The following is a 20345-nucleotide window of genomic DNA, read 5'->3' as shown; positions in this document are numbered from 1 at the left end:
AAAATATTTTTATAAAAAAATACATATTTATTTCAAAAATAAAAACCACCAATTTGAAAAAGGATAATCAAATTGGTGGTTTTCTTATAATATCTATTAAATTAAGTTGGATTCTCATTATATCTAAAAAAGTACTAGCTATCCTCTTCTGATTTTCTCCATTTTTATCTTTCTTGGTTATCATAATATGTCTTATCTGCGTATTTTCTATCATTTCCTTTTAGATAAGCTAAAATTACTTTGGGATTTTTAAGTAAAGTCCAGTCTCCATATGTATCAAATCTTCTGCATGAAGTTATCATTCCATTTTTAATAGTACCGAATTTCTTATTATTTTTCTTTCCCCACTCTTTTAAACGTTTAGCGAAATCTGCATCTTCTGCCATAAGCATGTTTTCATTAAATCCGTTGATTGCCATAAAGTCTTTTCTATAGCACCAAAAAATCCCTACAGATATAGCTCCGTACTTAAAAAGTAAGGGGATTATGATTAACATTGCGGAGAGAAATATTCCTAAAGATATTCTTTCAAACTTACCATTCACCCCACCACCAATGTATGTACCTGAAGCTAAATATTTATCTACATTAAACAACATAGACTCTGTCATTATGGTATCAGCGTCTATAGTAACGATTATTTCCCCACTAGCTATTTTAGCCCCTGCATTTCGAATTTTAGATAAGTTTTTATCGTTATTTTTCAATGTAACACAATTATAAGATTTTGCTATTTCCTCTGTTTTATCTGTACAACGATTTAAAACAACTATAACTTCCGTTTGCTCTTTATATGCCTCTGATGCCTTTGCAATTGAATCTAAACATTTTCTAATGTACTTTTCTTCATTATGCGCAGGAATTATAATAGAAAACTTCACATCTTCTTTCAAATTAACTCCTGAAGATTCGTTTGTCTCAGTCATAATATTCCCCCCTTATTTTATAAGGTAAATATCTACTATACATAAATTATATTAATATTTATTAGGTTATATTATAGAAACTGACGGTAAAGAGGCTCTTACTGTCGACGTTCAAAAGCAAGACGTACAGCAAGCCCCGTTAAAACACTTGCCATAAGCCAACGCTGTACTCGTAGCCACGTCGGGCGTGTGCCAAACCATTTTGCAATTTTACTTGCTGTACATACAATTACAAGGTTAACCATAAAGCTAACAGTGATTTGCGTAAGCCCCAAAACTGCACCTTGAAAAAGCAACGATCCCTTCTCTGGATCTTCAAATTGAGGTAGAAGTGATACATACAAAATAGCAATCTTTGGATTCAGAAGATTCGTCATGAGTCCCCTCAGAAATAATTTCCTTGGTGGCTCATTAGAAATCATACGAGGTTCCATAATAGATGTAGCACCCGGTTTAATCGAATTCCAGGCGAGCCAGAGCAAGTAAGCAGCACCTGCCCACTTTACTGCTTCATATACAGCGGGAACAGCAACGAATAGAACTGTAAGTCCAAACATAGTTGCGATTATATAGATTACAAATCCGAGCATGATGCCCAATAAAGAAATAAATCCCGCCATACGTCCTTGCGTAATGGAACGGGAAATGAGGTAAATCATATTAGGCCCAGGTGAACAAACCATGCTAAGCGAAACAATTGCAAAAGCTACCAATGTACTCAAGCTGACCATAAACCTTCCCCCTTTATTTTACATAAAATTTCCTATTGTACATTTTATCATGATTGAGGAGAGAAAAGATTAATATAAAACGATGCAGCTAAGTAATATTATCGGATCGAATGTATTGTAATCACATACTTCTCATTCTCTTAAGTAAGGATCTAAGAGTACCCTATCCATAGAGCTACTAAAACCACTACAAATAAAGCAAAACAACATGTGGTATTTCGAATCCATTTTTGTATATCACCAAAATACCTTTCTATAAATATAGCGTTGGTAGTAAGCATAAGAAATAAAACAAAGAAAGGCAGCGAGGTATAGGTCCATTTTTATCTTCATGGCTGGAATTATACCCCTTACCAAACTTCTAAATAAAATGTATAGCTAAGTAGTTACCTTATTTTTCAAAAAAATTCTGATTATTTCTTTTTCACTTCTTCTACAAATTCCCATGTCTCTCCGTTATCTTTTGATTGATAAAGTGCACTACTATCGCCATTGTAGTCTCCATCTGCCCCTTGTCCAACTAACATATTAAAAACCCCATCTTTCTCATATGGCATACTAGGTGAATCAAAAGGACTTATTGTGGACTGTGTATGATCTAATTTCACTTCATGCGGCGGATATTCTACCTTTTTGAAAGATACTCCCCCATCATCTGTGCGATATAACTCTCCTTCATTACCAGAAGGCCTAATTGCTCCTAAAAACCCAAGTTTATCATTTATAAAAGTGATTCCTGATACACTACCAATCCCCCCATTAAATGGGTCTGGATTGATAACCTCCCATGTTTTCCCTTCATCACTAGTCTTGCTTAATGAATAAAAGGCGCTCCCTAATGCTTTATCTGTCATATTTAGTTTATAACCAACTTCTTTCGATAGGAAAAACTGTTCTTTTTCATTCTTTAAATCTTGTTGTTTCTTCTCTTTAAGCATATCTTCTTTTGGAGGCGTCTTTGATTTACTCCAACTTGCGTCACTTATTAAATTATATCTAGCAGGGACTAGCTCTTGCTCTTTTCCAGGGACAAATATAGATACAGTATATCCAATGATATCAGAAGCTGCTTTTTTAAGACTCTGTCCCTTACCATCCTCAGTAATATTAATAATTCCCTCTGTATTGGATCCCCAATTTCTTTTTCCATAATAAATCAACCCATACTTACTTTCATTCCATTTTCTAACCGTTTGCTTAACTGGAATCGCCTTAACCGTTTCAATTAAAGGTTCTACTAATTTATCATCATTATAATCAGGCTTTGCGTATCCGTCTCGTATTATAGTAATATTTTCTGACTTCTTCTTATTATAAGAGATTAAATAAGTTTCTTCTTTCCCATCATCATTTTTCCCATAAACAAATGTATCAAACGCTGTGATTGTTCCATCTGAATGAAATGTAAGATCAAAATCAGTTGCCATATACAATTTCTTTGGCAAAGGATATTTTTTATTTATATCTTCAAAAATACCTTCTACTCCAGACTTATATATATTATTATGTTTAAGTTTAACTGACCTTTCATGTTTTAACTTTTCTATAAACCATGCCAATTTACCATTGTAATTTATTGCACTTTTATAAATCTGCATCCCATAAAATGATGTAATTGCAACAATAATGATAATAGAAATGGATCTCCATGCTATTGAATTTGTTAATTTTTTAGATTCATATTCTCTATTTTTTATCACCCGCATTGTAGTAAATGTAGTTATGGATATAAAAAGTACTATACATAATAACAAAATGTAAATATTATAATTCATTCTTCCGTACTTACAGTATAAGGCCAACTCATAACAAAAAATTCCGTATACAATTATTAGTATTGGATTTGTTACTAATGACAGAAGTATCCTTTTTGTATTTTCTCTAAATATAGAAACCACCCCTAATTACATGAATTACTGATATTAAGTATACTTTATTGTAAAGTAACAAAAAAGCTATTTAATCTTGCCGCAAAAAATACAATAGACATCTTTCTATTAAAGCCGTTTACAAATCTAGTTGTTTCATAGACAATGGATTTTTGAGTGAATACTAAAGTCGCTTCATTTATATGAATTACAAATCCAAGCATGATGCTCAATAAAAAAAATAAATCCTGCCATACGCCCCTACGTAATGGAACGAGAAATAAGATAAATCAAAATAGGCCCAGGTGAACAAACCATACTAAGTAAAACAAGCGCAAAAGCTAGCAAAGTACTCAGGCTCACCATAAACCTTCCTTCTTTATCTTACATAAAATTTCCTATTGTACATTTTATCATGATTGAGGAGAGAAAAGATTAATATAAACCGATGCAGCTAAGTAATAGTATCGGATCAAATGTAGTGTAATCACATATTTCTCATTCTCTTAAGTAAGGACTAAAAATAACCTATCCATAGAGCTACTAAAACCACTACGAATAAAGCAAAGCAACATGTAATATTTCGAATCCACTTTTGTATATCACCAAAATACCTTTCTATAAATATAGCGTTGATAGTAAGCATAAGAAATAAAACAATGTAAGTAAAAGCACCCAATTTATCGTTAAACTTCTCATTTGTAAATGTACTTACATGAAGGAATAGAAAAACAAACGTTACTATGAATAGCTCAAATAGCCTTTTTTTATTCACCCCACCACCACCTTACAGTAATTCCCTTTCATTCCATTTTATCAGAACATACTGTGTAGCAGCACATGAATATTATATTCATGTTAAAAAGGCCAACAATCCAAGATTGTTAGCCTCTACTTCCCATATTCGTATCTTTTATCACTTTACTTCCTTACAACTGGAATCCACATTTCACCAAACACTAAGCCGTTTCTTTTCCCCATCTCAACCGTCGTATTTGGTCCACCAACATAAGCAAACTCATTTGCATCTGGTAAAGCTTGACCGAAGGCGATGCCAGTCAACTTATTACTTAACTCTTCAGCTGTTTTGTCTTCCCCTTTTACTACTAAGTATTCTCCCCTCGGAAACTGAATCACTCTAGATTCTTCTTCTATTTGTGCTTCTGTCATGACACCCGCATAATACATCATTTTGTTATTCACCGCTTCGCTCACAGAAAAAATATATTCATTTGTCGCTAAAGCTTTTAAAGTGTCCAGCCTTCCATCTTCTTTAACAGCCGACCAAAAGTCGTCCTTTTCTTTATTTATTCCAGCAAAGTCTGTGTATTCACTCTTAATTTCAGTTCCAATACCTAACACAATAAAGCTATCTTTTTCTTCTATAGAATAATTTTTCATATTCAAAACCTGCCTCTTTTTTTATTAATCAAACGATTTATCTTTTCATCTGATACGTTTATAATACCTTTAAACCATGTCAAAAAATGATACTGTTTAGGAGACTAAAATGAAAAAAGTTGAACGGATTAATACAATTATGCGGTATATCAACAACCGCTCTCACTTTACAATTTCTGAAATTATACAAGAATTTAACATATCACGGTCGACAGCTATTAGAGACATTAGAGAAATTGAAGCTATGGGAATGCCACTTGTCGCTGAAGTTGGGAGGACCGGGGGATATTTTGTTATGCACAACTCTATCCTGCCCGTTGTTCGCTTTACTGATAATGAAGTGAAAGCTCTTTTTATTGCCTTTATGGCTACGAGGAATCAACAACTTCCCTACCTAAAGAGTCGTCAATCTTTAGCCGAAAAACTACTAGGACTCATCTCAGAAACCCAGCAAGATGATCTCGTTCTTTTAAATCAACTCTTGCTTTTCCAAGGGACTAACCCTCATAATCCCGATCTACTTGAGCTTTCTGATCTCCCCCATCCTATGTTAGAAAAACTCATTCAAATCCTTCTTTTGGATAACCATTTATTGATTACTATGAAAGAAGATGAAGAAATCAAGTCTTATCCAATTTATCTATTGCACCTTTATCAAGAAAAAAGCCATTGGATCATTGAAGGGTTTGACTTAAAAAAAGAAAAGAAGATGATGTTTCCTGTCGATGATCTCATTAATATCGAACCATACACGACGAACAAAAGGCTAAATAAGAAAAAGATTTTAGAAAAACTAAGTAAGAAGGACGAAGCAATTAACCTTGTATTTGAACTTGGTCCGACAGCAATTGCCCAGTTCAAAAAATACCATCCTTTAAAAATTTCAATATCTTATACTAATCCTTACCAATCCACAGCCATTTTACAAACTTTTATCAATGTTAACAATCCCGATGAAATGACGGAAATAATAAATTGGCTGCTTTTTCTAGGGAAGGATATAAAAATAAAAGAAATTCCCGATGAAGTATTAGCAGATTTACAAAAACGAGTGCGCTTATACATTCCATAAGCAGTGAGCCTCAAATATTAAGCTTTATGGACAATTATTCTATTTTTAAATACCATTTCATTTACTACAATGAGAGCATGATAAATAATAAAAGCACGGAAAATCTCCCGTGCTTTTCTAAATATATATTATTCCCGAAGGTTTCGTTTATCTCGTTTCTTACCCTAACTGACGTTTAAATGCTTTACTGGCGAAAAAGTAAGAAATAATCATTATACCTACGCACCAAGCGAGCGCAATCCAAATATCGTTTCCAACAGTTCCTTCATATAAAAGAGCACGAATCGCATTCACGATTGAAGTTACAGGCTGATTCTCTGCAAATGCACGAACAATTTTTGGCATCGTTTCGGTAGGCACAAAGGCCGAACTAATAAATGGAAGAAAAACTAGCGGGTACGAGTAAGCAGTCGCCCCTTCCATAGACCTCGCTTTCAATCCTGGAATGATAGCTAGCCATGTTAGCGCCAGCGTAAACATCCCAAGTATCCCAGCTACCGCGAGCCAATCTAGAATATTAGCACTGGAACGGAAACCCATTAAGAGTGCAACAAGAATAACCACCACGATAGTAAGTACATTAGCAACTAGAGAGGTTAAAACGTGAGCCCACAATATGGATGAGCGCTTAATAGGCATCGTAATGAAACGTGCCATCAGCCCACTCTTTACATCCGTAAAGAGTCGCACGGAAGTGTAAGCTACACCGGATGCGATAGCCATTAGCAAAATTCCCGGCAATAAATAATTAACGTAGTTTTCCGTTCCAGTTTTTATTGCGCCGCCAAACACGTAGACAAATAATAGCATCATCATAATCGGTGTAATCGCTACTGTAATAATTGTATCCGGACTGCGCATAATGTTACGCATTAAACGACCTAGTAATACACCTGTTTTACTTTTCATTTACATCTCCTCCTTTTTGCCAATGATCGAAAGGAATATTTCTTCCAATGTCGGTTGCTTCTCGATATACTCCACTTTTGCTGGCGGGAACATCTCTTTTAGTTCAGCAAGAGTACCTGTCGTAATAATTTTTCCGCCATGCAAAATAGCGATACGGTCTGCCAGTTGTTCTGCTTCCTCCAAGTACTGAGTCGTAAGCAAAATAGTTGTACCGCTACCAGCAAGTTCCTTGACTGTATCCCACACTTCGATTCGCGCTTCAGGATCAAGTCCAGTCGTTGGTTCGTCAAGAAAAATAACTGCTGGCGCCCCAATCAAACTCATCGCGATATCAAGCCGGCGCTTCATCCCGCCTGAATACTGATCTGCCCTTTGGTTTGCCGCATCAGTCAGGCTAAATCTTGCAAGTAGATTGTCAGCAACTTGAGCGGGATTGGAAACACCACGTAATTTGGCGATCATTATCAAGTTTTCCCTCCCAGTCAGCATACCGTCTAAAGCTGCGAACTGCCCTGTCAAACTGATACTTTGACGAACATGATCTGGTTGACTCTGTACATCAAATCCACAAATACTTACTTCACCGCTATCTTGCTTCATTAGTGTCGAAAGGATGTTGACCGTTGTCGTCTTTCCCGCTCCATTTGAGCCTAGCAGCGCGAAAATTTCTCCACGCTGCACCTCAAAATCTACCCCTTTTAAAACTTCCTTGTCTTTAAAGGATTTTTTCAAGCCTTTTACAGAAATCACTGCATGACTCATACTTTTTTCCTCCCTATAAAAATGTTTTGCGAAGACTATTTATTTACCTCTATCTATTTAGTATCACTGATATTCTGTATTACTTAGTACCGAATTAAAAATATAACTGAATAGCTATGATGGCAATTCATATGTGTAACCAGCTAATCAGTCGGTACTACTTATTCCATTTATTTTTTTCTCAATTTCTTCATAATACTTTCATTCAAATCTTCACGATACTTGGAGACGTAAGTTTTAGCATTTGCCACTAGTTCGTCAGCAAAGGAAGCCACGTCATCCCCAGTAATGTCAAGCACTTGTCTTCCTTCCGCTGCACCCGCTTCGAACAAATCGATTAATTCATACTGTATGTGTAACATATCCATCCCGTTACCCGCTGAAAAATTCCACATGTAGTTTTGAATTTTCTTAAATACAAATTGGTAGTCCTCTGGCAGAGCCTCAACTCGTGCCATCATCATTTTGTACTCTTTTTTATCACCAATTAACTTTTTGAACATTTCTAACATCTTATTTTCCTCCTTTTTTATAAAACCGAACAAGAAATTCTCAAAATATCGGCCGAAACATTTTATATTATGAGGCTAGTTTGACTTCAAGACGTTAATTTTTGACGATACAAAATCCCATTTTCTCCAAAATAATTCAAGCTCCTGACGGCCAGCTTCATTTAATGAATAAAACTTACGAGGCGGCCCCATATCTGATGGTTTCTTTTCAATATTCACAAGCTTTTTCTTCTCTAATCGTACGAGGATGGTATAGACCGTTCCTTCCACGACTTCGGTAAACCCAAGATCATTCAGGTGGCGAGTAATCTCATAACCATACGTTTCACGGCGGCTAATGATTTCCAGCACACACCCTTCCAGTGAACCTTTCAACATTTCAGTTAAATTTTCCATGTTCTGATCCTCCTTTACCCCCTATTCTGTCTGACTTATATTCAGTATTACAGAGTACTAAGGCGAATTTTTTACTGAACCGTTTTTGTGAATCTGAACTATTCAGTATCACTTATTACATCTATATTGTATGACTAAGTAGTTATGGATGTCAACTTTATTTTCAAAAAAATTAAAAATCCGCTTTACCCTAACCGGATACAGCCTACTTTTTTTATTGTAAGGACCATCACACTAGCAAAACAGAACTGATTCAAAGTGTAATTTAAATCAGCTCTGTTTTATTGTTTTTATACCGATATATCTTGTTTTTTCACGATACAAATTGTTTCTCACTACCATTCCCATTGCATATAAAGCATAAAGGCAAGTGCGGTCAGAGAAAATTTCCAGAGATTATCCGTACATGATACGAGCCCCTAAAATACAATTCTGTTAGAAATCTGTTCTCTATATTCTCTTTTATTTTATTTCTGATAGTTGATTAGCAACACTATCTAAAAATTTTTCTACCTTTTCTTTTGATGTATCCGGCGCATGATAACCGATCGTAAATGTAAGCCTTCCATTATAAGAGCTTGCTCCCATTGAAAAGAATGGTGCATACATAATAGGTGATGCCATATACCCGTCCTCAGCTTGAATTTGACCAAACTGAATAGGTTCCTCAGCAATCACTCCCAAATTTGTCAGTAATGGCAACGCCATCCCCATCTGTACAGCCTGTTCATATTGCTGATTATACATTTCCTTCACTGTAGATAGCTTCATTTCTGCCAGTAACTCCATTCCTGCTGCTGAAGAAAGACCTGGATTTTGAGACTTTATTTTATCCATTGATTGTTTAACTCGAACAAGAGTCTGCTTAAATGTTTCATCGTCTTCCATTTTAATCACTGGCATTTCCATACCGGATAAGTTGCAAATAGCACCAGTTGTATTATTAGGCAGATATCGACGTAAATCAATTGTCAAACCAATCATTTTTTCTGCAGTACGAGGTTCTGCATACACAGTGAAATGTGATAAAACTCGGAAGTAAGCAGTCATGATTACATCATTCAAGGTAACCTGTTGTGCTTTTGTCCATTGGGTTAAACGTAGAGTTTGCTTATGGCTCAATCGCCGTACGGACATTTGGGGAAATTTATTTTTGTTAGGTTGAGATGGAAAAGACCATAACGATGCCTGTTGTTCTTGGTTAGGTCGATACGCACTTTTTATGTCCGATATTCCAGCGTATTTGAATACATGTGATTGATCTCGACAACTCTCATTTCCCTCATCAAATTCCTTTATAATTTGCTTCTTAGACCGTCCCAATGAAAGGTGAGTATATATTGTTCCAAGCAATTTTATATATTCCTTGACTCCTGCACCATCTGAACATAGATGAGACAATTTCACAACTAACATATCTATTGTAGTGCCCCGTAATAATTTCGTTTGAACCATAGGCCCCTGAATACGATCACCAGGTTCCTTAATAAAATCTATTGCCATTATTTCAAGTTCTTGATTATTTCCTTCTGCAAAAAAGCAAATAGATGAGTTAGTGTCAGATGAATGTTCCTCCCAGTAAGGAATATCATTTTCTACAAACCGGCTGTTCAAAACTGGTTGCAATTGCAACGTTATCCTTACTGATTCTTCAAGTATTTCCTTAGATATACCTACAGGAAAATAAAGAACTGCATTAATTTGTTGATCTGCAGAATAAAGACCTAATACATAATTCATTCGATCTTGTGGTGTTACTGAATACTTTCTTTTCTCCATAATTCCGTCCCCCTTTAGGACTTTTTGTATAACCCTATTTTCCATATGCTTGTAATTTTTCTAGTCATTTTTCTTCAAGAGCTAATAACGCTTATTTTTCGAATTTTTAACAAAATCATCTTCTCCGTATTGGTTTCATTCTTTTTACAGGTGATATATTCATTATTTTATTGTTATTAACACTGCCTAACCTCACAATAAAACCAAACAAAAATAAATTAAGTTTACATATACATAAACATTTTATTATAACGTCTACAAATTATCAATACAGCAAATAAATCATTTTTATGTCTGTCAATAAAAAACAATATATTCAAGGGCCACTTCATAATAAAAGATTGATGTGCATGTAAATGTACCCATATCACTTTCAAAATAAGAATGAGAATTTTTTCAACAAAAATAAGATGCAGTTATTGATTTTACAGTAAAAAAAGCCCCTCCATTTTGAAAATGCGCAATCAAAATGAGTAGGGCTATTTCCAATTTAAATTTTATAAAAGAATGATTATCATAAATAATATTTTACTTTTTAGTCTACCTTATTATTTTCAATCCATTTTCCTAATAAATGAATGGATTTTATTCCTATAATTTGAGGTGGTATCGTTGGTTTTTAAAAATAGAAAGCTTATTTTCAAATCAAATGAAAAAGAGGTAAAATTATAGATATTCATGTAGAAATTTCGTTTTGGGGATACTTAAAATCTTAAGGTGATGGGCATGTGGTGTTACACTTTAAAAGCTCTATAAAATTTATAGATATAGCGATTTTCTTTATTAATAATCATTTGTATGTGCGTTTACTCACACACATACAAATGATTTATAAAACCACAATTAAGTGAAAACATCTTTTCCGTTACGATAACATCATAGCCATGTCTTCTGCTGCATTTGTAACTAGTTTTAAACCAAATGTTTCTTGTAATACATCAAGCACGCCAGGTGAAATAAATTCAGGAGCCTTTGGACCAATGCGAATATCTTGAATCCCAAGACTAAATAGCCCGAGTAAAATGGCAACCGCTTTTTGTTCAAACCATGATAGTACAATACTTACTGGCAATTCATTCACTTCACATTGAAAAGCATCAGCTAAAGCAGCCGCTATTTTCACTGTAGAAATTGAATTATTGCACTGTCCTAAATCAATGTAACGCGGAATTTCCGTACCAGGTACAACACCGTAATCCACATCATTAAAGCGGAATTTCCCGCAAGAAGTTGTTAAAATAACCGTTTCTGGCGGAAGTGACGTTGCTAATTCACGATAATATTCTCCGCCTTTTCCCGGTGCATCACAACCGGCGATAACAAAAAAACGCTTTATCTTCCCCTCTTTTACTGCATCAATAATTTCTGGAGCTAATGATAATACTGTATTATGATGAAACCCTGTCACTAACTGTTCATCCGACTCCATATGTACTTCTGGAAGTTCTAGCGCTTTTTGAATCAATGGTGTAAAATCATCATTTTCAATTTTTTGTACACCTTCTAAACCTGCAATTTCATATGAAAAGAATCGATCAGAGTACGAGCCTTTAATTGGCATAACACAGTTCGTTGTAGCTAATATGGCACCAGTAAATTTTTCAAAAAGGCGTCTTTGATCATACCATGCCTTACCGATGTTTCCTTTTAAATGTTTATATTTTTTCAGCTGCGGGTATCCGTGTGCTGGTAGCATTTCAGAATGCGTATAAATATTAATGTCTTTTCCTTCTGTTTGCTTTAATAGTTCTTCTAATGCAAATAAATTATGGCCCGTAACTACAATTGCTTTACCTTCTACACGATTTTGTGTAATTTGTACAGGCTCTGGCACACCAAAATGATTCGTATGTGCCTCATCCAATAACTCCATCACCCGTAAAGCTGATTTCCCAACTTTCATAGCCATATCAATATGCTCTTGTTCGTTAAAGTTAGAATTTGTTAATGTCATATATAAAGCTTCTTGTGTTGTAGCATCTACAAATGCATCCGTATACCCTAGCTGAGCAGCATGTGTGCGATAAGCTGCAATTCCTTTTAGCCCAAACACAATCGTATCTTGTAAACTCGCAATCGTTTCATTCTTGCCACAAACACCCATTACTTTACATCCGCCTGTTGGCGTTTGTTCACATTGATAACAAAACATATCATCCCACCCTCTCCCAATCATTCATTACACCTTAAGCATAATACCCATTGAAAAAAAGTGATGTGATATCAATCACAATAATATATAAAGATTTGTGACAGTTCATATTGTTGACATAATACTTTTATTGACATCCAAAAAATATACATTAGTGTGCACACATCTTTCGATACTTTTAAATAGCTAAATAATTAATTTGGAGAAATATATACAACGAAAAAATTTTTTTGAATCCCTTATACAAATAATTGCAATTCATCTCATATGAAAATAGCGTATTTTTTATTTTAAGGAACTATCATTTTTTTATTAAAGCCTTCATTGTAAACCTCTTTATTTACAATACATTTACATTATCTTAACATTACTTACATTATTTATATGATATATTTATATAGAAGCTACTTAAGAAATTTCATATACATTTTATCTTTATGATCTCTTATCTAATCAATAAAAAGATCATGTTATATTTTTATAACAGGGGTGAATTACGATGACTGAAACTTTAAAAACACTTATAATGCTTGATGCTACTTACGTTGTTATTGCAATTATGACAGTACTAGTATTTGTATACTTGGAATTAAAATCTCAGTAATATATGCTGACGTAATCGACAGATTCAGCATTTAAATATAGTTAGAAGAAAGAGAGGAGAAAATTATTTCTCCTTTCTTTTGTATTTCTACAATTTCTTATTTTAATAAATCCAATGTATGTAAAAGTAATCCCTTGTCTCCTACTTCCCCGTGACCAGGTACTACCGAATTTATATTTCCATATCGCTTCAGCATATTCTCAATCGATGTGGACCATTCATTTACGTACGCATCCGCAACATTTCCTAAATTTTTAGCTTCCGCAGATTTTACTAAACAGCCTCCAGCTAAAATTTTATATTGCGGCAACCAAACAACAATATTATCTTCTGTATGTCCTTTCCCTGGATAGAACGTTTCTACTTTTGTATTGCCAAACTTCAAATTCGTAACTGTTTGTAAATCTCCAAGTGGCTCTTCATATCCACTTTTCTTTGCTAGTTCTGCGGTTAATGCTGTACTATGCGCTTTAATTCCTCTTTCTTTCAACGTTTTTATTCCGCCAATTCGATCGGCGTGCGCATGTGTAATAATGACATCCGTTACGCGCTTCTGAAATTTCTTTTCTACCATTTCTATTAGTTCCTTCGTTAATTTGTCATCCCAAGAAGAATCAACAAGCACTAGTCCTTTAGCAGTATTAAGAACTAGACCGTTCGAAGGAACTGCTTCTCCATTAAAATAACCTAACTCCGTATGAACCCATACATTCTTGTTTAACTGAGATATTGAAATGGTTCCCGTCTCATTTTTGATTACTGTTTGCTCTACCTTTTGTGATGCTTGTGCAGAAGAAATCGTGCTAACAAATTGAGTTGTTCCTAGTAAACTTACACATAATCCTACTTTTAACAACGTATTCTTTTTCATGTTATCAACCCTTTCTTTCAAGCTAAATAGTTATTACCTATATTAGACAATTTATCTCAAATGTTTGTTCCATATAATTGGACACTTTATAATCGCGGCTTATGTAAATACACGCATGGTGCAGTGAAAAAGATCACCCAAATGGATGATCTTTTTTATAATTTATCAACATATTGCTTCGCTTCTAGTAAAGAAAACCCAAAAGCTTCTCTTACTCTCTTAACTGCTGTAACTTTTTTGCCTTCTTCTACAAGCTGGCGTAGTTCTTTATTAATTTCAGGTTCTCTTTCTATAATTCCCATTTCTTTCGTAATTAATTGTAATCTATCTTCAATTCTCTTTAAACGCGCATCATTTTTCTTTTCAATTGTAGCTAATTTTTCAGCGATATAAATGAAACCAACGGCTACTATCAGTATAACCATCCAGAATTCCATGAATGTTCCCCCTTACTAACTTTCATTTGCTTTATTCCACTAACTTATGTAAATTTTACCACAATAAACATTTAATGTATAATATCACTATATCAAACTGTTAATAAAACCTATTATTTTAGGGGGACACTTTATGAAAAGATTTTTAAATACGTTACTTCAATTTGTAGTTCTTTCAATCGTGCTACATTTGTTATTTGATATAGTTGGTTGGCTTGTTTTCAATGCACCAATTAAAAACAAACAAATCATCATTTCTTTAATAACAATCTCATGGGTTATGTACATGTACCGAGACAAATTTTTTCAAAAGTTCACTTCAAACTAACTAAAAAAGAAAACACTTCATTGGTGAATGACGAAGTGTTTTCTTTTTTTTACTACTGTATAATAAAAATAATATTCTGTCTTTAAAGAAAGGAGTCACCATGAACTTAAAAAGTAGCAATATATACGAGAAAATGAACCAATATTCCGTTGCAGGTTTAAGCCTCGCTGTTATATGTAATGGCAAACTAGATGAAGCGACTGCCTTTGGAACACTTGAAGCTGGAACAACTAGAGCTGTTACTACAAATTCTCTCTTTAATTCTTGTTCTATCAGCAAATTCATCACTACAATGCTCGTACTAATGTTATCAGATCAAGAAATCTTGCATTTAGACGAAGACGTAAATGATAAACTCACATCTTGGAACAATCCTACTAATCTATTTACTTCACAAAAAAGCATCACTTTGAGAAACTTATTAAGCCATCAATCTGGACTCATTGATCCACCTAATAGTTTTGAACATTATACACCTGCAAAAGGCTTACCTAATATGTCTGAGCTCCTTTCCGGTAAAACACTATATTGCCCCGTACCTATAGAGGTAACTTATAAACCAGAAAGTGAATTTCACTACTCAGACGCAAACTTTTGTATAATCGAACTACTACTAGAAGATATTACAGGAAGATCATTTAGTCAGTTAGTAGAAGAACACATCTTCCAGCCATTACAAATGAAAAATAGTACACTTTTTTCTCCAAAAGACATAGATAAAACCGATGTTTTTGCTTGCGGACATAATAAAGATAGAACTGTAACAAATGAGAAGTATCCATTTTATCCATTCGCAGCTGCTTCAGGTATTTGGACAACACCAACTGACTTATCAGCTTTAGTTATTGAAATCATTCATTCCTTACAAGGAAAGGGCAAACTAAAACTTTCTCAAAAATTAGTAATAGACATGATTTCTCCTCAAGGTTGCTCAAAATGGACTGGATTGGGTGTTTTTCTAGATGATTCTAATGGGAAATTACAGGTTTATTCACTCGGATGGGGCGTTGGATTTCAATGTATGATGGTTTGTTATCCATACTGCGGGAATGTTGCTGTTATTATGACCAATTCCGATTTAGGTGTTCATCAAATGGAAGGGATCATTGGTGAGGTTGTAAAAACGTTATCCTTATAATGAAAATAAAGAAGCTGTTCCTTCCAGCATCTTTATCTATATAACATTTTTCGCAACAATTTTTATATGTTCTGGTGCGATAATCTCCGTTATACTTTCTTGGAAATCTTCCCGCAACATTTCTTCCAAATGTTCTAACTGCACTTCAACATGAGTGCATTCTAAATTATGTATATTTAACAGTGCATAATGATCTTTTTTCTTAATTACTAAATATTGATTTTCCTCTGTCACAAGTACAGAACCTAATCGGACTCCTAGTAAGCGTTGATCATCAAACTTCATAATTACTTCTCCTTCCCTCATATAAACAAAACTACAATGAAAATAATTACATTTATGGAAAAACACGCTTATTTAGAATATATCATAATTTACTAAAATAGAAATATCTTTTTCTGTTTTAATAAAAATCCCTATTTTTTCATATATTTCGATACAAAAAACTTTCTCAACATTAAATTTGAATTTTCAGTTTTTAATTCTATGAAAATCTATTATAATAAAGTTAATAAATGTTTGACCTCTCCTAATTCATGTACATATGGATGATCAGTAGTTATTGCTACTGATCTATTTTTTTGATTTCAGAAAGTACATACGCTGCATCCTTTCCTACACCACAAATAAGTGCGGAACCCCTTTGAGATTGCCACGGTAATCCGATATAATACAATCCTTTTACTGGACTGATTCCCTTTATATGATTAGGAAATCCTTTCTCATTCACTGCCTGTTCAATTTCAATCCAATTATAATTTTGAACAAAACCAGTTGACCATATAATGCTTTCTGCACTATAAGTATCACCATTCTGAAACATAATGTTATTTCCTGATGCACTTACTACTTTTTCTTGCAGTTTGATTGCTCCATTACGAATAAGTTTCTTACCTTCAAAACCGAAAATAGGGTCCTTTCTCTTCTGAAACCATCTTCCCCTCTTTGTATTTATTTCAGCGTACAATAAACCCACTTTTTCTAGCAGATTAAAAATACTTTTTCCAAAAAGTTGTAACGGTAAAAACGTTAAAGGATGACTAATAGACACCGTAACTTCATGAGTCTTTGCCAGTTCTACTGCAATTTGCATTCCTGAATTCCCACCACCTACTACTAGTACTTTTCCCTTAGGAATTTGTGATGGTGATTTATATTGTGATGAATGTATTTGAAAAATATGTGATGATAGATTTGCTGAAACTGAGGGAATAAACGGTTGCTGAAAACCACCTGATGCGATAATAACTTTTTTCGTTTGTAAAATTTCTGTAGGAGTGTGTAATTCAAATATTTCTTTTTCTTTCTTTATCTTTAAAACTTCCGTTTGTAATTGTACCGGTAATTGAAAATGTCTTGCATATTCTTCTAAATAAGTTGCAATTTCATCTTTATATGGAAATTCATTTTTTTCACCTATTAACGTCATACCCGGCAAGCTACTGTAAGACCTTGAGGTAAAAAGCTGCAAAGAATCATATCGATTTCTCCATGAATCACCAACTCGTTTTCCTGCCTCAAGTAATAAAAAATTATACCCTTCTTGCTTCAAGTAATATCCCATTGTTAATCCAGCTTGACCCGCCCCAATAATAATTAGGTCTTTCATTCTAATCCCTCCTCTTCTTAAACGTATGAATACTTGTTCATATATTCATACGTTTCCATAATCATAACATTTTCTTTTTATATGATTCAATATCTACTCAAAATAAAAAAGAGCAGTTCACTGCTCTATGAACTACTCTTCATTCCATTTCTACAATTTTTCCTCGTACAGTGTAATTCTATTTGAAAACGGATCAATTACAGTTAATTCAATTGTACCCCAAGGTGTTTTTTCTATATTCGGCTTCGAATAAGCATATTCTTTACTTAATAATATAGAATGATAATCCTTTACATCATCTATTTTGATCCGAATCGCACCACCTGGTGAGGCATCACCATGATGTTCTGATAAATGTATCACAGCATCCTGTAACGAAATTTGCAAATATAATGGCATATTTTCCTCATACCGATGTTCCCAATCCAGTTTAAATCCTAAAAAACCTAAGTAAAATAGTTTTGCTTTTTCAATATCAAAAATTCTAAATATAGGTGTTATCATTTATACTCTCCTCCTATTTATAAACATCTGCTGCCAATTCTCTCAAAACATCCACGTTTACTACTTCATAGCATCCATCGTTCTTCTTTATTATCTCTTTATCACAAAAAATATTTAATGTTCGCAACAAATGCCGATAGCTCGTTCCTAACAATTCCGCTATTTCCGTTAAATTCCCACTAAATACAATTCTATTTTCATGCTGAACTGCTCGTTCCCCTGCTGCTAACATGTAACTCGCAAGTCTATTTTCAAGCGGATACAATAAATTAATTGTACTATTTTTTGAAAGTCGATTTAACTTATGTGCTAACGATCCACAAATACATCTTAAAAATTTCGCATCATGAAATAGCTGATTTCTCACTTTTCCTAATGGTAAACCAACACAATATGAATCTGCCATTACTTGTACATTTGAAGTAATCCTTTGGGAATGAATTAACTCCACATCTCCAAGTAACTGCAAACTATCATAAAAACACAGTAATACGGATTTCCCGTTACTTAATGTGTTAAACGCTTTCGCTTTTCCTTCAACAAAGAAATATAAATAATCTATCTCTTCATTTTCTCTACAAATAAACTCATTCTTTTTAAAAAATATAAGTTCCATATATGGCTTCATATCATGACTAAAAAATGAATCAATATTATTTTTCTTCATATACTCTGCTAATTTAATAGAATTACATACTTTCTTCATAGTTCCCCACCTTTACAACTCATCCCCATTGTAATCAAAATTTTCTTCTTCCACTATGACATATGTCATAGTAATACACAATTTCAGCATGATACAGTCATTACAAATATGAAATACAAAGGGGATATTGCATTGTATAACTTTCTTTCTGTCTTTATTGGTGTGCTCATCGCCGTTATGCTTCCATTGAATGGGATTTTATCTGAGTTAATTGGCAAGTATACAGCAAGCGTGGTCATTCACCTTGTCGGTTTAATTGCAGTTATTTTCGTTTTAATCTTAAACAAACATAAAATTCATTTCGATAAAGGTATTCCGCTTTTTTTATATAGCGCTGGAGCGATTGGAGTATTCACTGTTCTTTTTAATAATATAAGTTTCTCCGTCCTTGGTGCCTCTATTACGATCGCATTAAGTTTACTCGGCCAATCCATTGCTTCCATCATTATCGATCATTTCGGCTTATTAGGAATGAAAGTTGCAAAGTTTGAAAAGAAAAAACTAGTTGGATTAGTATTCATCTCTTCTGGGATTATTATCATGACAATATATTAATGGGGGCAAAAATATGTTATATATTACTATCGCTATTTTAGCTGGTGTTTCTATCGTCGTTGCTAGAATTATTAACGCGAATTTAGCAAAGGAAATTGGAAACTGGGAAGGCACGTTTTTCAATTATATTACTGGATTATTTTTCTCTATGTTATTTTTAATTTTCAGTTCAGATTCATTGTATATCCCTATTCATAAATTGCAATCTATTCCTATCGCCGTATACTTAGGCGGATTAGTAGGCGTTATCGTTATTTCATTATCCAACTATATTACTCCTAAAATATCAGCCTTTTATTTAACATTACTCATCTTTATCGGACAATTATTTGCGGGGACTATTATTGATTTCTTCCTAACAAATGAACTCTCAATTGGTAAAGTTATCGGTGGCATTTTCGTATTAATTGGGCTCACTTACAATTTACTCATAGATCGCCCGATAAAAACTGTGAAGCATAACCAAGTTCAACTATAATACTTTACGCTTACCTATCATATATTAATAGAAAAGCTCTTCACACGAAGTAATAGAGAGGAGAAAATCCTATTAAAAAAATTATTTTATTGCTAGGTAGTGTATTGATTATTTGTGGAATTGTATGGTTTATAAACTCGGGAAAATCTATTCAAGATCTCTATACTGCAAATAAACCGAAAAAGAAAGCTACTATTATTTCAAGCTCGCGAGATCCAAATGAGCCTCCTGTTTTTTTAGGTAAACAGGAAATAAAAGATATACATGTCGAATCAATTAAAACAAAACAGGATATCTTTCTCACAAAAACAGATGAATTAAAAACATTTATTAACAGTATGAATACCGCAAAAAAAGGCAAATTAACATTGGATGAAGAAGGATCAGATTTAATAGATTGTGATATGTGGATTACTTTCGAGGATGGAACTTATAAAAAATATTTCATATGGATAGTTGATCATCACAGCAGCGAAGTGATGATTGCTCAGCAAGATACTCCTGATGATGTAAACCTTACGTACTATCAGTTAAACGAAGATAGTTCAAAAAAAGTTTATAATTTATTTAAAAAAATTATTTGAACGAAAAAGTCATGAGCACGCGA

Annotated in this window: 23 protein-coding genes and 2 pseudogenes; 6 read left to right on the top strand and 19 right to left on the bottom strand. The window is 33.7% G+C overall.

All coding sequences use genetic code 11. The features are described 5' to 3' along the window. Positions 1 to 164: 164 nt before the first annotated feature. From DN401_RS04940 to DN401_RS04910, 7 genes and pseudogenes are all read right to left on the bottom strand, one after another. Positions 165 to 926, bottom strand: coding sequence for a glycosyltransferase family 2 protein (locus DN401_RS04940; RefSeq protein ID WP_098212556.1), 762 nt, complete (start codon positions 924 to 926; stop codon positions 165 to 167). Between the two features lie 98 nt (positions 927 to 1024). Then, positions 1025 to 1657 carry a LysE family translocator gene (locus DN401_RS04935; RefSeq protein ID WP_000254114.1) on the bottom strand — a complete coding sequence of 211 codons (633 nt, stop codon included), beginning with the start codon at positions 1655 to 1657 and terminating at the stop codon, positions 1025 to 1027. A gap of 152 nt (positions 1658 to 1809) precedes the next feature. After that, positions 1810 to 1965 (bottom strand): annotated as a pseudogene (locus DN401_RS04930) (DUF3963 domain-containing protein); the annotation flags it as partial. Positions 1966 to 2070: 105 nt separating this feature from the next. Next, the gene (locus DN401_RS04925; RefSeq protein ID WP_308128348.1) at positions 2071 to 3555 is read right to left on the bottom strand and encodes a WD40/YVTN/BNR-like repeat-containing protein; all 1485 of its coding nucleotides are present in this window, start codon (positions 3553 to 3555) and stop codon (positions 2071 to 2073) included. Positions 3556 to 3725: 170 nt separating this feature from the next. Then, positions 3726 to 3891: pseudogene (locus DN401_RS30105) on the bottom strand (LysE family translocator); the annotation flags it as partial. 151 nt (positions 3892 to 4042) lie between these two features. Next, positions 4043 to 4300 carry a DUF3963 domain-containing protein gene (locus tag DN401_RS04915; RefSeq protein ID WP_001036206.1) on the bottom strand — a complete coding sequence of 86 codons (258 nt, stop codon included), beginning with the start codon at positions 4298 to 4300 and terminating at the stop codon, positions 4043 to 4045. A gap of 146 nt (positions 4301 to 4446) precedes the next feature. After that, complete coding sequence (locus tag DN401_RS04910; protein WP_002026664.1) at positions 4447 to 4926, bottom strand: GyrI-like domain-containing protein; 480 nt, start codon at positions 4924 to 4926, stop codon at positions 4447 to 4449. A 109-nt stretch (positions 4927 to 5035) separates the two neighbouring features. On the opposite strand from DN401_RS04910, the gene DN401_RS04905 reads away from it, so the two are divergent. Further along, positions 5036 to 5998: a helix-turn-helix transcriptional regulator gene (locus DN401_RS04905; RefSeq protein ID WP_000755021.1), complete on the top strand. Its 963-nt coding sequence runs from the start codon at positions 5036 to 5038 to the stop codon at positions 5996 to 5998. A gap of 159 nt (positions 5999 to 6157) precedes the next feature. Here DN401_RS04905 and DN401_RS04900 read toward each other — a convergent pair whose 3' ends face one another. From DN401_RS04900 to DN401_RS04865, 8 genes are all read right to left on the bottom strand, one after another. Then, positions 6158 to 6907 (bottom strand): ABC transporter permease, encoded by a 750-nt coding sequence (locus DN401_RS04900; protein WP_000837815.1) that lies wholly within the window; start codon positions 6905 to 6907, stop codon positions 6158 to 6160. Further along, positions 6908 to 7669, bottom strand: a complete 762-nt coding sequence (locus DN401_RS04895) for an ABC transporter ATP-binding protein (RefSeq protein WP_000017567.1) — start codon at positions 7667 to 7669, stop codon at positions 6908 to 6910. A gap of 170 nt (positions 7670 to 7839) precedes the next feature. After that, positions 7840 to 8181, bottom strand: coding sequence for a DUF1048 domain-containing protein (locus tag DN401_RS04890; RefSeq protein WP_000891986.1), 342 nt, complete (start codon positions 8179 to 8181; stop codon positions 7840 to 7842). Between the two features lie 75 nt (positions 8182 to 8256). Continuing rightward, a complete protein-coding gene (locus DN401_RS04885) occupies positions 8257 to 8577 on the bottom strand; it encodes a PadR family transcriptional regulator (RefSeq protein ID WP_000429484.1) in 321 nt (106 codons plus the stop codon). A gap of 462 nt (positions 8578 to 9039) precedes the next feature. Then, positions 9040 to 10356, bottom strand: coding sequence for a condensation domain-containing protein (locus tag DN401_RS04880; protein ID WP_000415478.1), 1317 nt, complete (start codon positions 10354 to 10356; stop codon positions 9040 to 9042). Between the two features lie 865 nt (positions 10357 to 11221). After that, positions 11222 to 12508, bottom strand: a complete 1287-nt coding sequence (gene hcp, locus DN401_RS04875) for a hydroxylamine reductase (RefSeq protein ID WP_002183800.1) — start codon at positions 12506 to 12508, stop codon at positions 11222 to 11224. A gap of 701 nt (positions 12509 to 13209) precedes the next feature. Further along, complete coding sequence (gene bla2 / locus DN401_RS04870; protein WP_086412733.1) at positions 13210 to 13983, bottom strand: BcII family subclass B1 metallo-beta-lactamase; 774 nt, start codon at positions 13981 to 13983, stop codon at positions 13210 to 13212. Positions 13984 to 14138: 155 nt separating this feature from the next. Next, positions 14139 to 14420, bottom strand: a complete 282-nt coding sequence (locus DN401_RS04865) for a hypothetical protein (protein WP_000397722.1) — start codon at positions 14418 to 14420, stop codon at positions 14139 to 14141. 133 nt (positions 14421 to 14553) lie between these two features. Here DN401_RS04865 and DN401_RS04860 point away from each other — a divergent pair, with 133 nt between their 5' ends. Both DN401_RS04860 and DN401_RS04855 read left to right on the top strand, forming a co-directional pair. Continuing rightward, positions 14554 to 14748 (top strand): hypothetical protein, encoded by a 195-nt coding sequence (locus DN401_RS04860; protein WP_000819660.1) that lies wholly within the window; start codon positions 14554 to 14556, stop codon positions 14746 to 14748. A 100-nt stretch (positions 14749 to 14848) separates the two neighbouring features. Beyond that, a complete protein-coding gene (locus tag DN401_RS04855) occupies positions 14849 to 15886 on the top strand; it encodes a serine hydrolase domain-containing protein (RefSeq protein ID WP_149287612.1) in 1038 nt (345 codons plus the stop codon). Positions 15887 to 15922: 36 nt separating this feature from the next. Here the strand turns inward: DN401_RS04855 and DN401_RS04850 are convergent, their stop codons facing one another. From DN401_RS04850 to yeiL, 4 genes are all read right to left on the bottom strand, one after another. Continuing rightward, the gene (locus DN401_RS04850) at positions 15923 to 16171 is read right to left on the bottom strand and encodes a hypothetical protein (RefSeq protein WP_000666948.1); all 249 of its coding nucleotides are present in this window, start codon (positions 16169 to 16171) and stop codon (positions 15923 to 15925) included. Positions 16172 to 16451: 280 nt separating this feature from the next. Beyond that, positions 16452 to 17495: a flavin-containing monooxygenase gene (locus DN401_RS04845; protein ID WP_149287611.1), complete on the bottom strand. Its 1044-nt coding sequence runs from the start codon at positions 17493 to 17495 to the stop codon at positions 16452 to 16454. Positions 17496 to 17645: 150 nt separating this feature from the next. Beyond that, positions 17646 to 17999, bottom strand: a complete 354-nt coding sequence (locus tag DN401_RS04840; RefSeq protein ID WP_086388722.1) for a glyoxalase superfamily protein — start codon at positions 17997 to 17999, stop codon at positions 17646 to 17648. Between the two features lie 13 nt (positions 18000 to 18012). Further along, complete coding sequence (gene yeiL / locus DN401_RS04835; protein WP_000754830.1) at positions 18013 to 18705, bottom strand: transcriptional regulator YeiL; 693 nt, start codon at positions 18703 to 18705, stop codon at positions 18013 to 18015. Between the two features lie 108 nt (positions 18706 to 18813). Between yeiL and DN401_RS04830 the strand changes: the two genes are divergently transcribed. The 3 genes from DN401_RS04830 (at position 18814) to DN401_RS04820 (ending at position 20322) form a co-directional block, all read left to right on the top strand. Then, complete coding sequence (locus tag DN401_RS04830; protein WP_002024519.1) at positions 18814 to 19260, top strand: DMT family transporter; 447 nt, start codon at positions 18814 to 18816, stop codon at positions 19258 to 19260. A gap of 13 nt (positions 19261 to 19273) precedes the next feature. Then, a complete protein-coding gene (locus DN401_RS04825) occupies positions 19274 to 19738 on the top strand; it encodes a DMT family transporter (RefSeq protein WP_000965811.1) in 465 nt (154 codons plus the stop codon). An 89-nt stretch (positions 19739 to 19827) separates the two neighbouring features. Continuing rightward, positions 19828 to 20322 (top strand): YhfM domain-containing protein, encoded by a 495-nt coding sequence (locus tag DN401_RS04820; protein WP_000901692.1) that lies wholly within the window; start codon positions 19828 to 19830, stop codon positions 20320 to 20322. Positions 20323 to 20345: the final 23 nt, after the last annotated feature.

This window comes from Bacillus sp. BF2-3 (assembly GCF_008368795.1).
Taxonomy (GTDB): Bacteria; Bacillota; Bacilli; order Bacillales; family Bacillaceae_G; genus Bacillus_A; species Bacillus_A cereus.
The sequence above is the reverse complement of the archived record's forward strand: the minus strand, read 5'-3'. Positions and strand labels throughout refer to the sequence as shown.

What these genes read in the sequence shown, in the direction of transcription:
- DN401_RS04865 (WP_000397722.1), bottom strand. Translation starts at nt 14,420, where the DNA reads ATGGAATTCTGGATGGTTATACTGATAGTAGCCGTTGGTTTCATTTAT.
- DN401_RS04900 (WP_000837815.1), bottom strand. Translation starts at nt 6,907, where the DNA reads ATGAAAAGTAAAACAGGTGTATTACTAGGTCGTTTAATGCGTAACATT.
- DN401_RS04935 (WP_000254114.1), bottom strand. Translation starts at nt 1,657, where the DNA reads ATGGTCAGCTTGAGTACATTGGTAGCTTTTGCAATTGTTTCGCTTAGC.
- DN401_RS04855 (WP_149287612.1), top strand. Translation starts at nt 14,849, where the DNA reads ATGAACTTAAAAAGTAGCAATATATACGAGAAAATGAACCAATATTCC.
- bla2 (WP_086412733.1), bottom strand. Translation starts at nt 13,983, where the DNA reads ATGAAAAAGAATACGTTGTTAAAAGTAGGATTATGTGTAAGTTTACTA.
- DN401_RS04890 (WP_000891986.1), bottom strand. Translation starts at nt 8,181, where the DNA reads ATGTTAGAAATGTTCAAAAAGTTAATTGGTGATAAAAAAGAGTACAAA.
- DN401_RS04940 (WP_098212556.1), bottom strand. Translation starts at nt 926, where the DNA reads ATGACTGAGACAAACGAATCTTCAGGAGTTAATTTGAAAGAAGATGTG.
- DN401_RS04830 (WP_002024519.1), top strand. Translation starts at nt 18,814, where the DNA reads ATGAAATACAAAGGGGATATTGCATTGTATAACTTTCTTTCTGTCTTT.
- DN401_RS04850 (WP_000666948.1), bottom strand. Translation starts at nt 16,171, where the DNA reads ATGAAGTTTGATGATCAACGCTTACTAGGAGTCCGATTAGGTTCTGTA.
- DN401_RS04860 (WP_000819660.1), top strand. Translation starts at nt 14,554, where the DNA reads ATGAAAAGATTTTTAAATACGTTACTTCAATTTGTAGTTCTTTCAATC.
- DN401_RS04880 (WP_000415478.1), bottom strand. Translation starts at nt 10,356, where the DNA reads ATGGAGAAAAGAAAGTATTCAGTAACACCACAAGATCGAATGAATTAT.
- DN401_RS04895 (WP_000017567.1), bottom strand. Translation starts at nt 7,669, where the DNA reads ATGAGTCATGCAGTGATTTCTGTAAAAGGCTTGAAAAAATCCTTTAAA.
- DN401_RS04825 (WP_000965811.1), top strand. Translation starts at nt 19,274, where the DNA reads ATGTTATATATTACTATCGCTATTTTAGCTGGTGTTTCTATCGTCGTT.
- DN401_RS04885 (WP_000429484.1), bottom strand. Translation starts at nt 8,577, where the DNA reads ATGGAAAATTTAACTGAAATGTTGAAAGGTTCACTGGAAGGGTGTGTG.
- DN401_RS04845 (WP_149287611.1), bottom strand. Translation starts at nt 17,495, where the DNA reads ATGAAAGACCTAATTATTATTGGGGCGGGTCAAGCTGGATTAACAATG.
- DN401_RS04840 (WP_086388722.1), bottom strand. Translation starts at nt 17,999, where the DNA reads ATGATAACACCTATATTTAGAATTTTTGATATTGAAAAAGCAAAACTA.
- hcp (WP_002183800.1), bottom strand. Translation starts at nt 12,508, where the DNA reads ATGTTTTGTTATCAATGTGAACAAACGCCAACAGGCGGATGTAAAGTA.
- DN401_RS04910 (WP_002026664.1), bottom strand. Translation starts at nt 4,926, where the DNA reads ATGAAAAATTATTCTATAGAAGAAAAAGATAGCTTTATTGTGTTAGGT.
- yeiL (WP_000754830.1), bottom strand. Translation starts at nt 18,705, where the DNA reads ATGAAGAAAGTATGTAATTCTATTAAATTAGCAGAGTATATGAAGAAA.
- DN401_RS04905 (WP_000755021.1), top strand. Translation starts at nt 5,036, where the DNA reads ATGAAAAAAGTTGAACGGATTAATACAATTATGCGGTATATCAACAAC.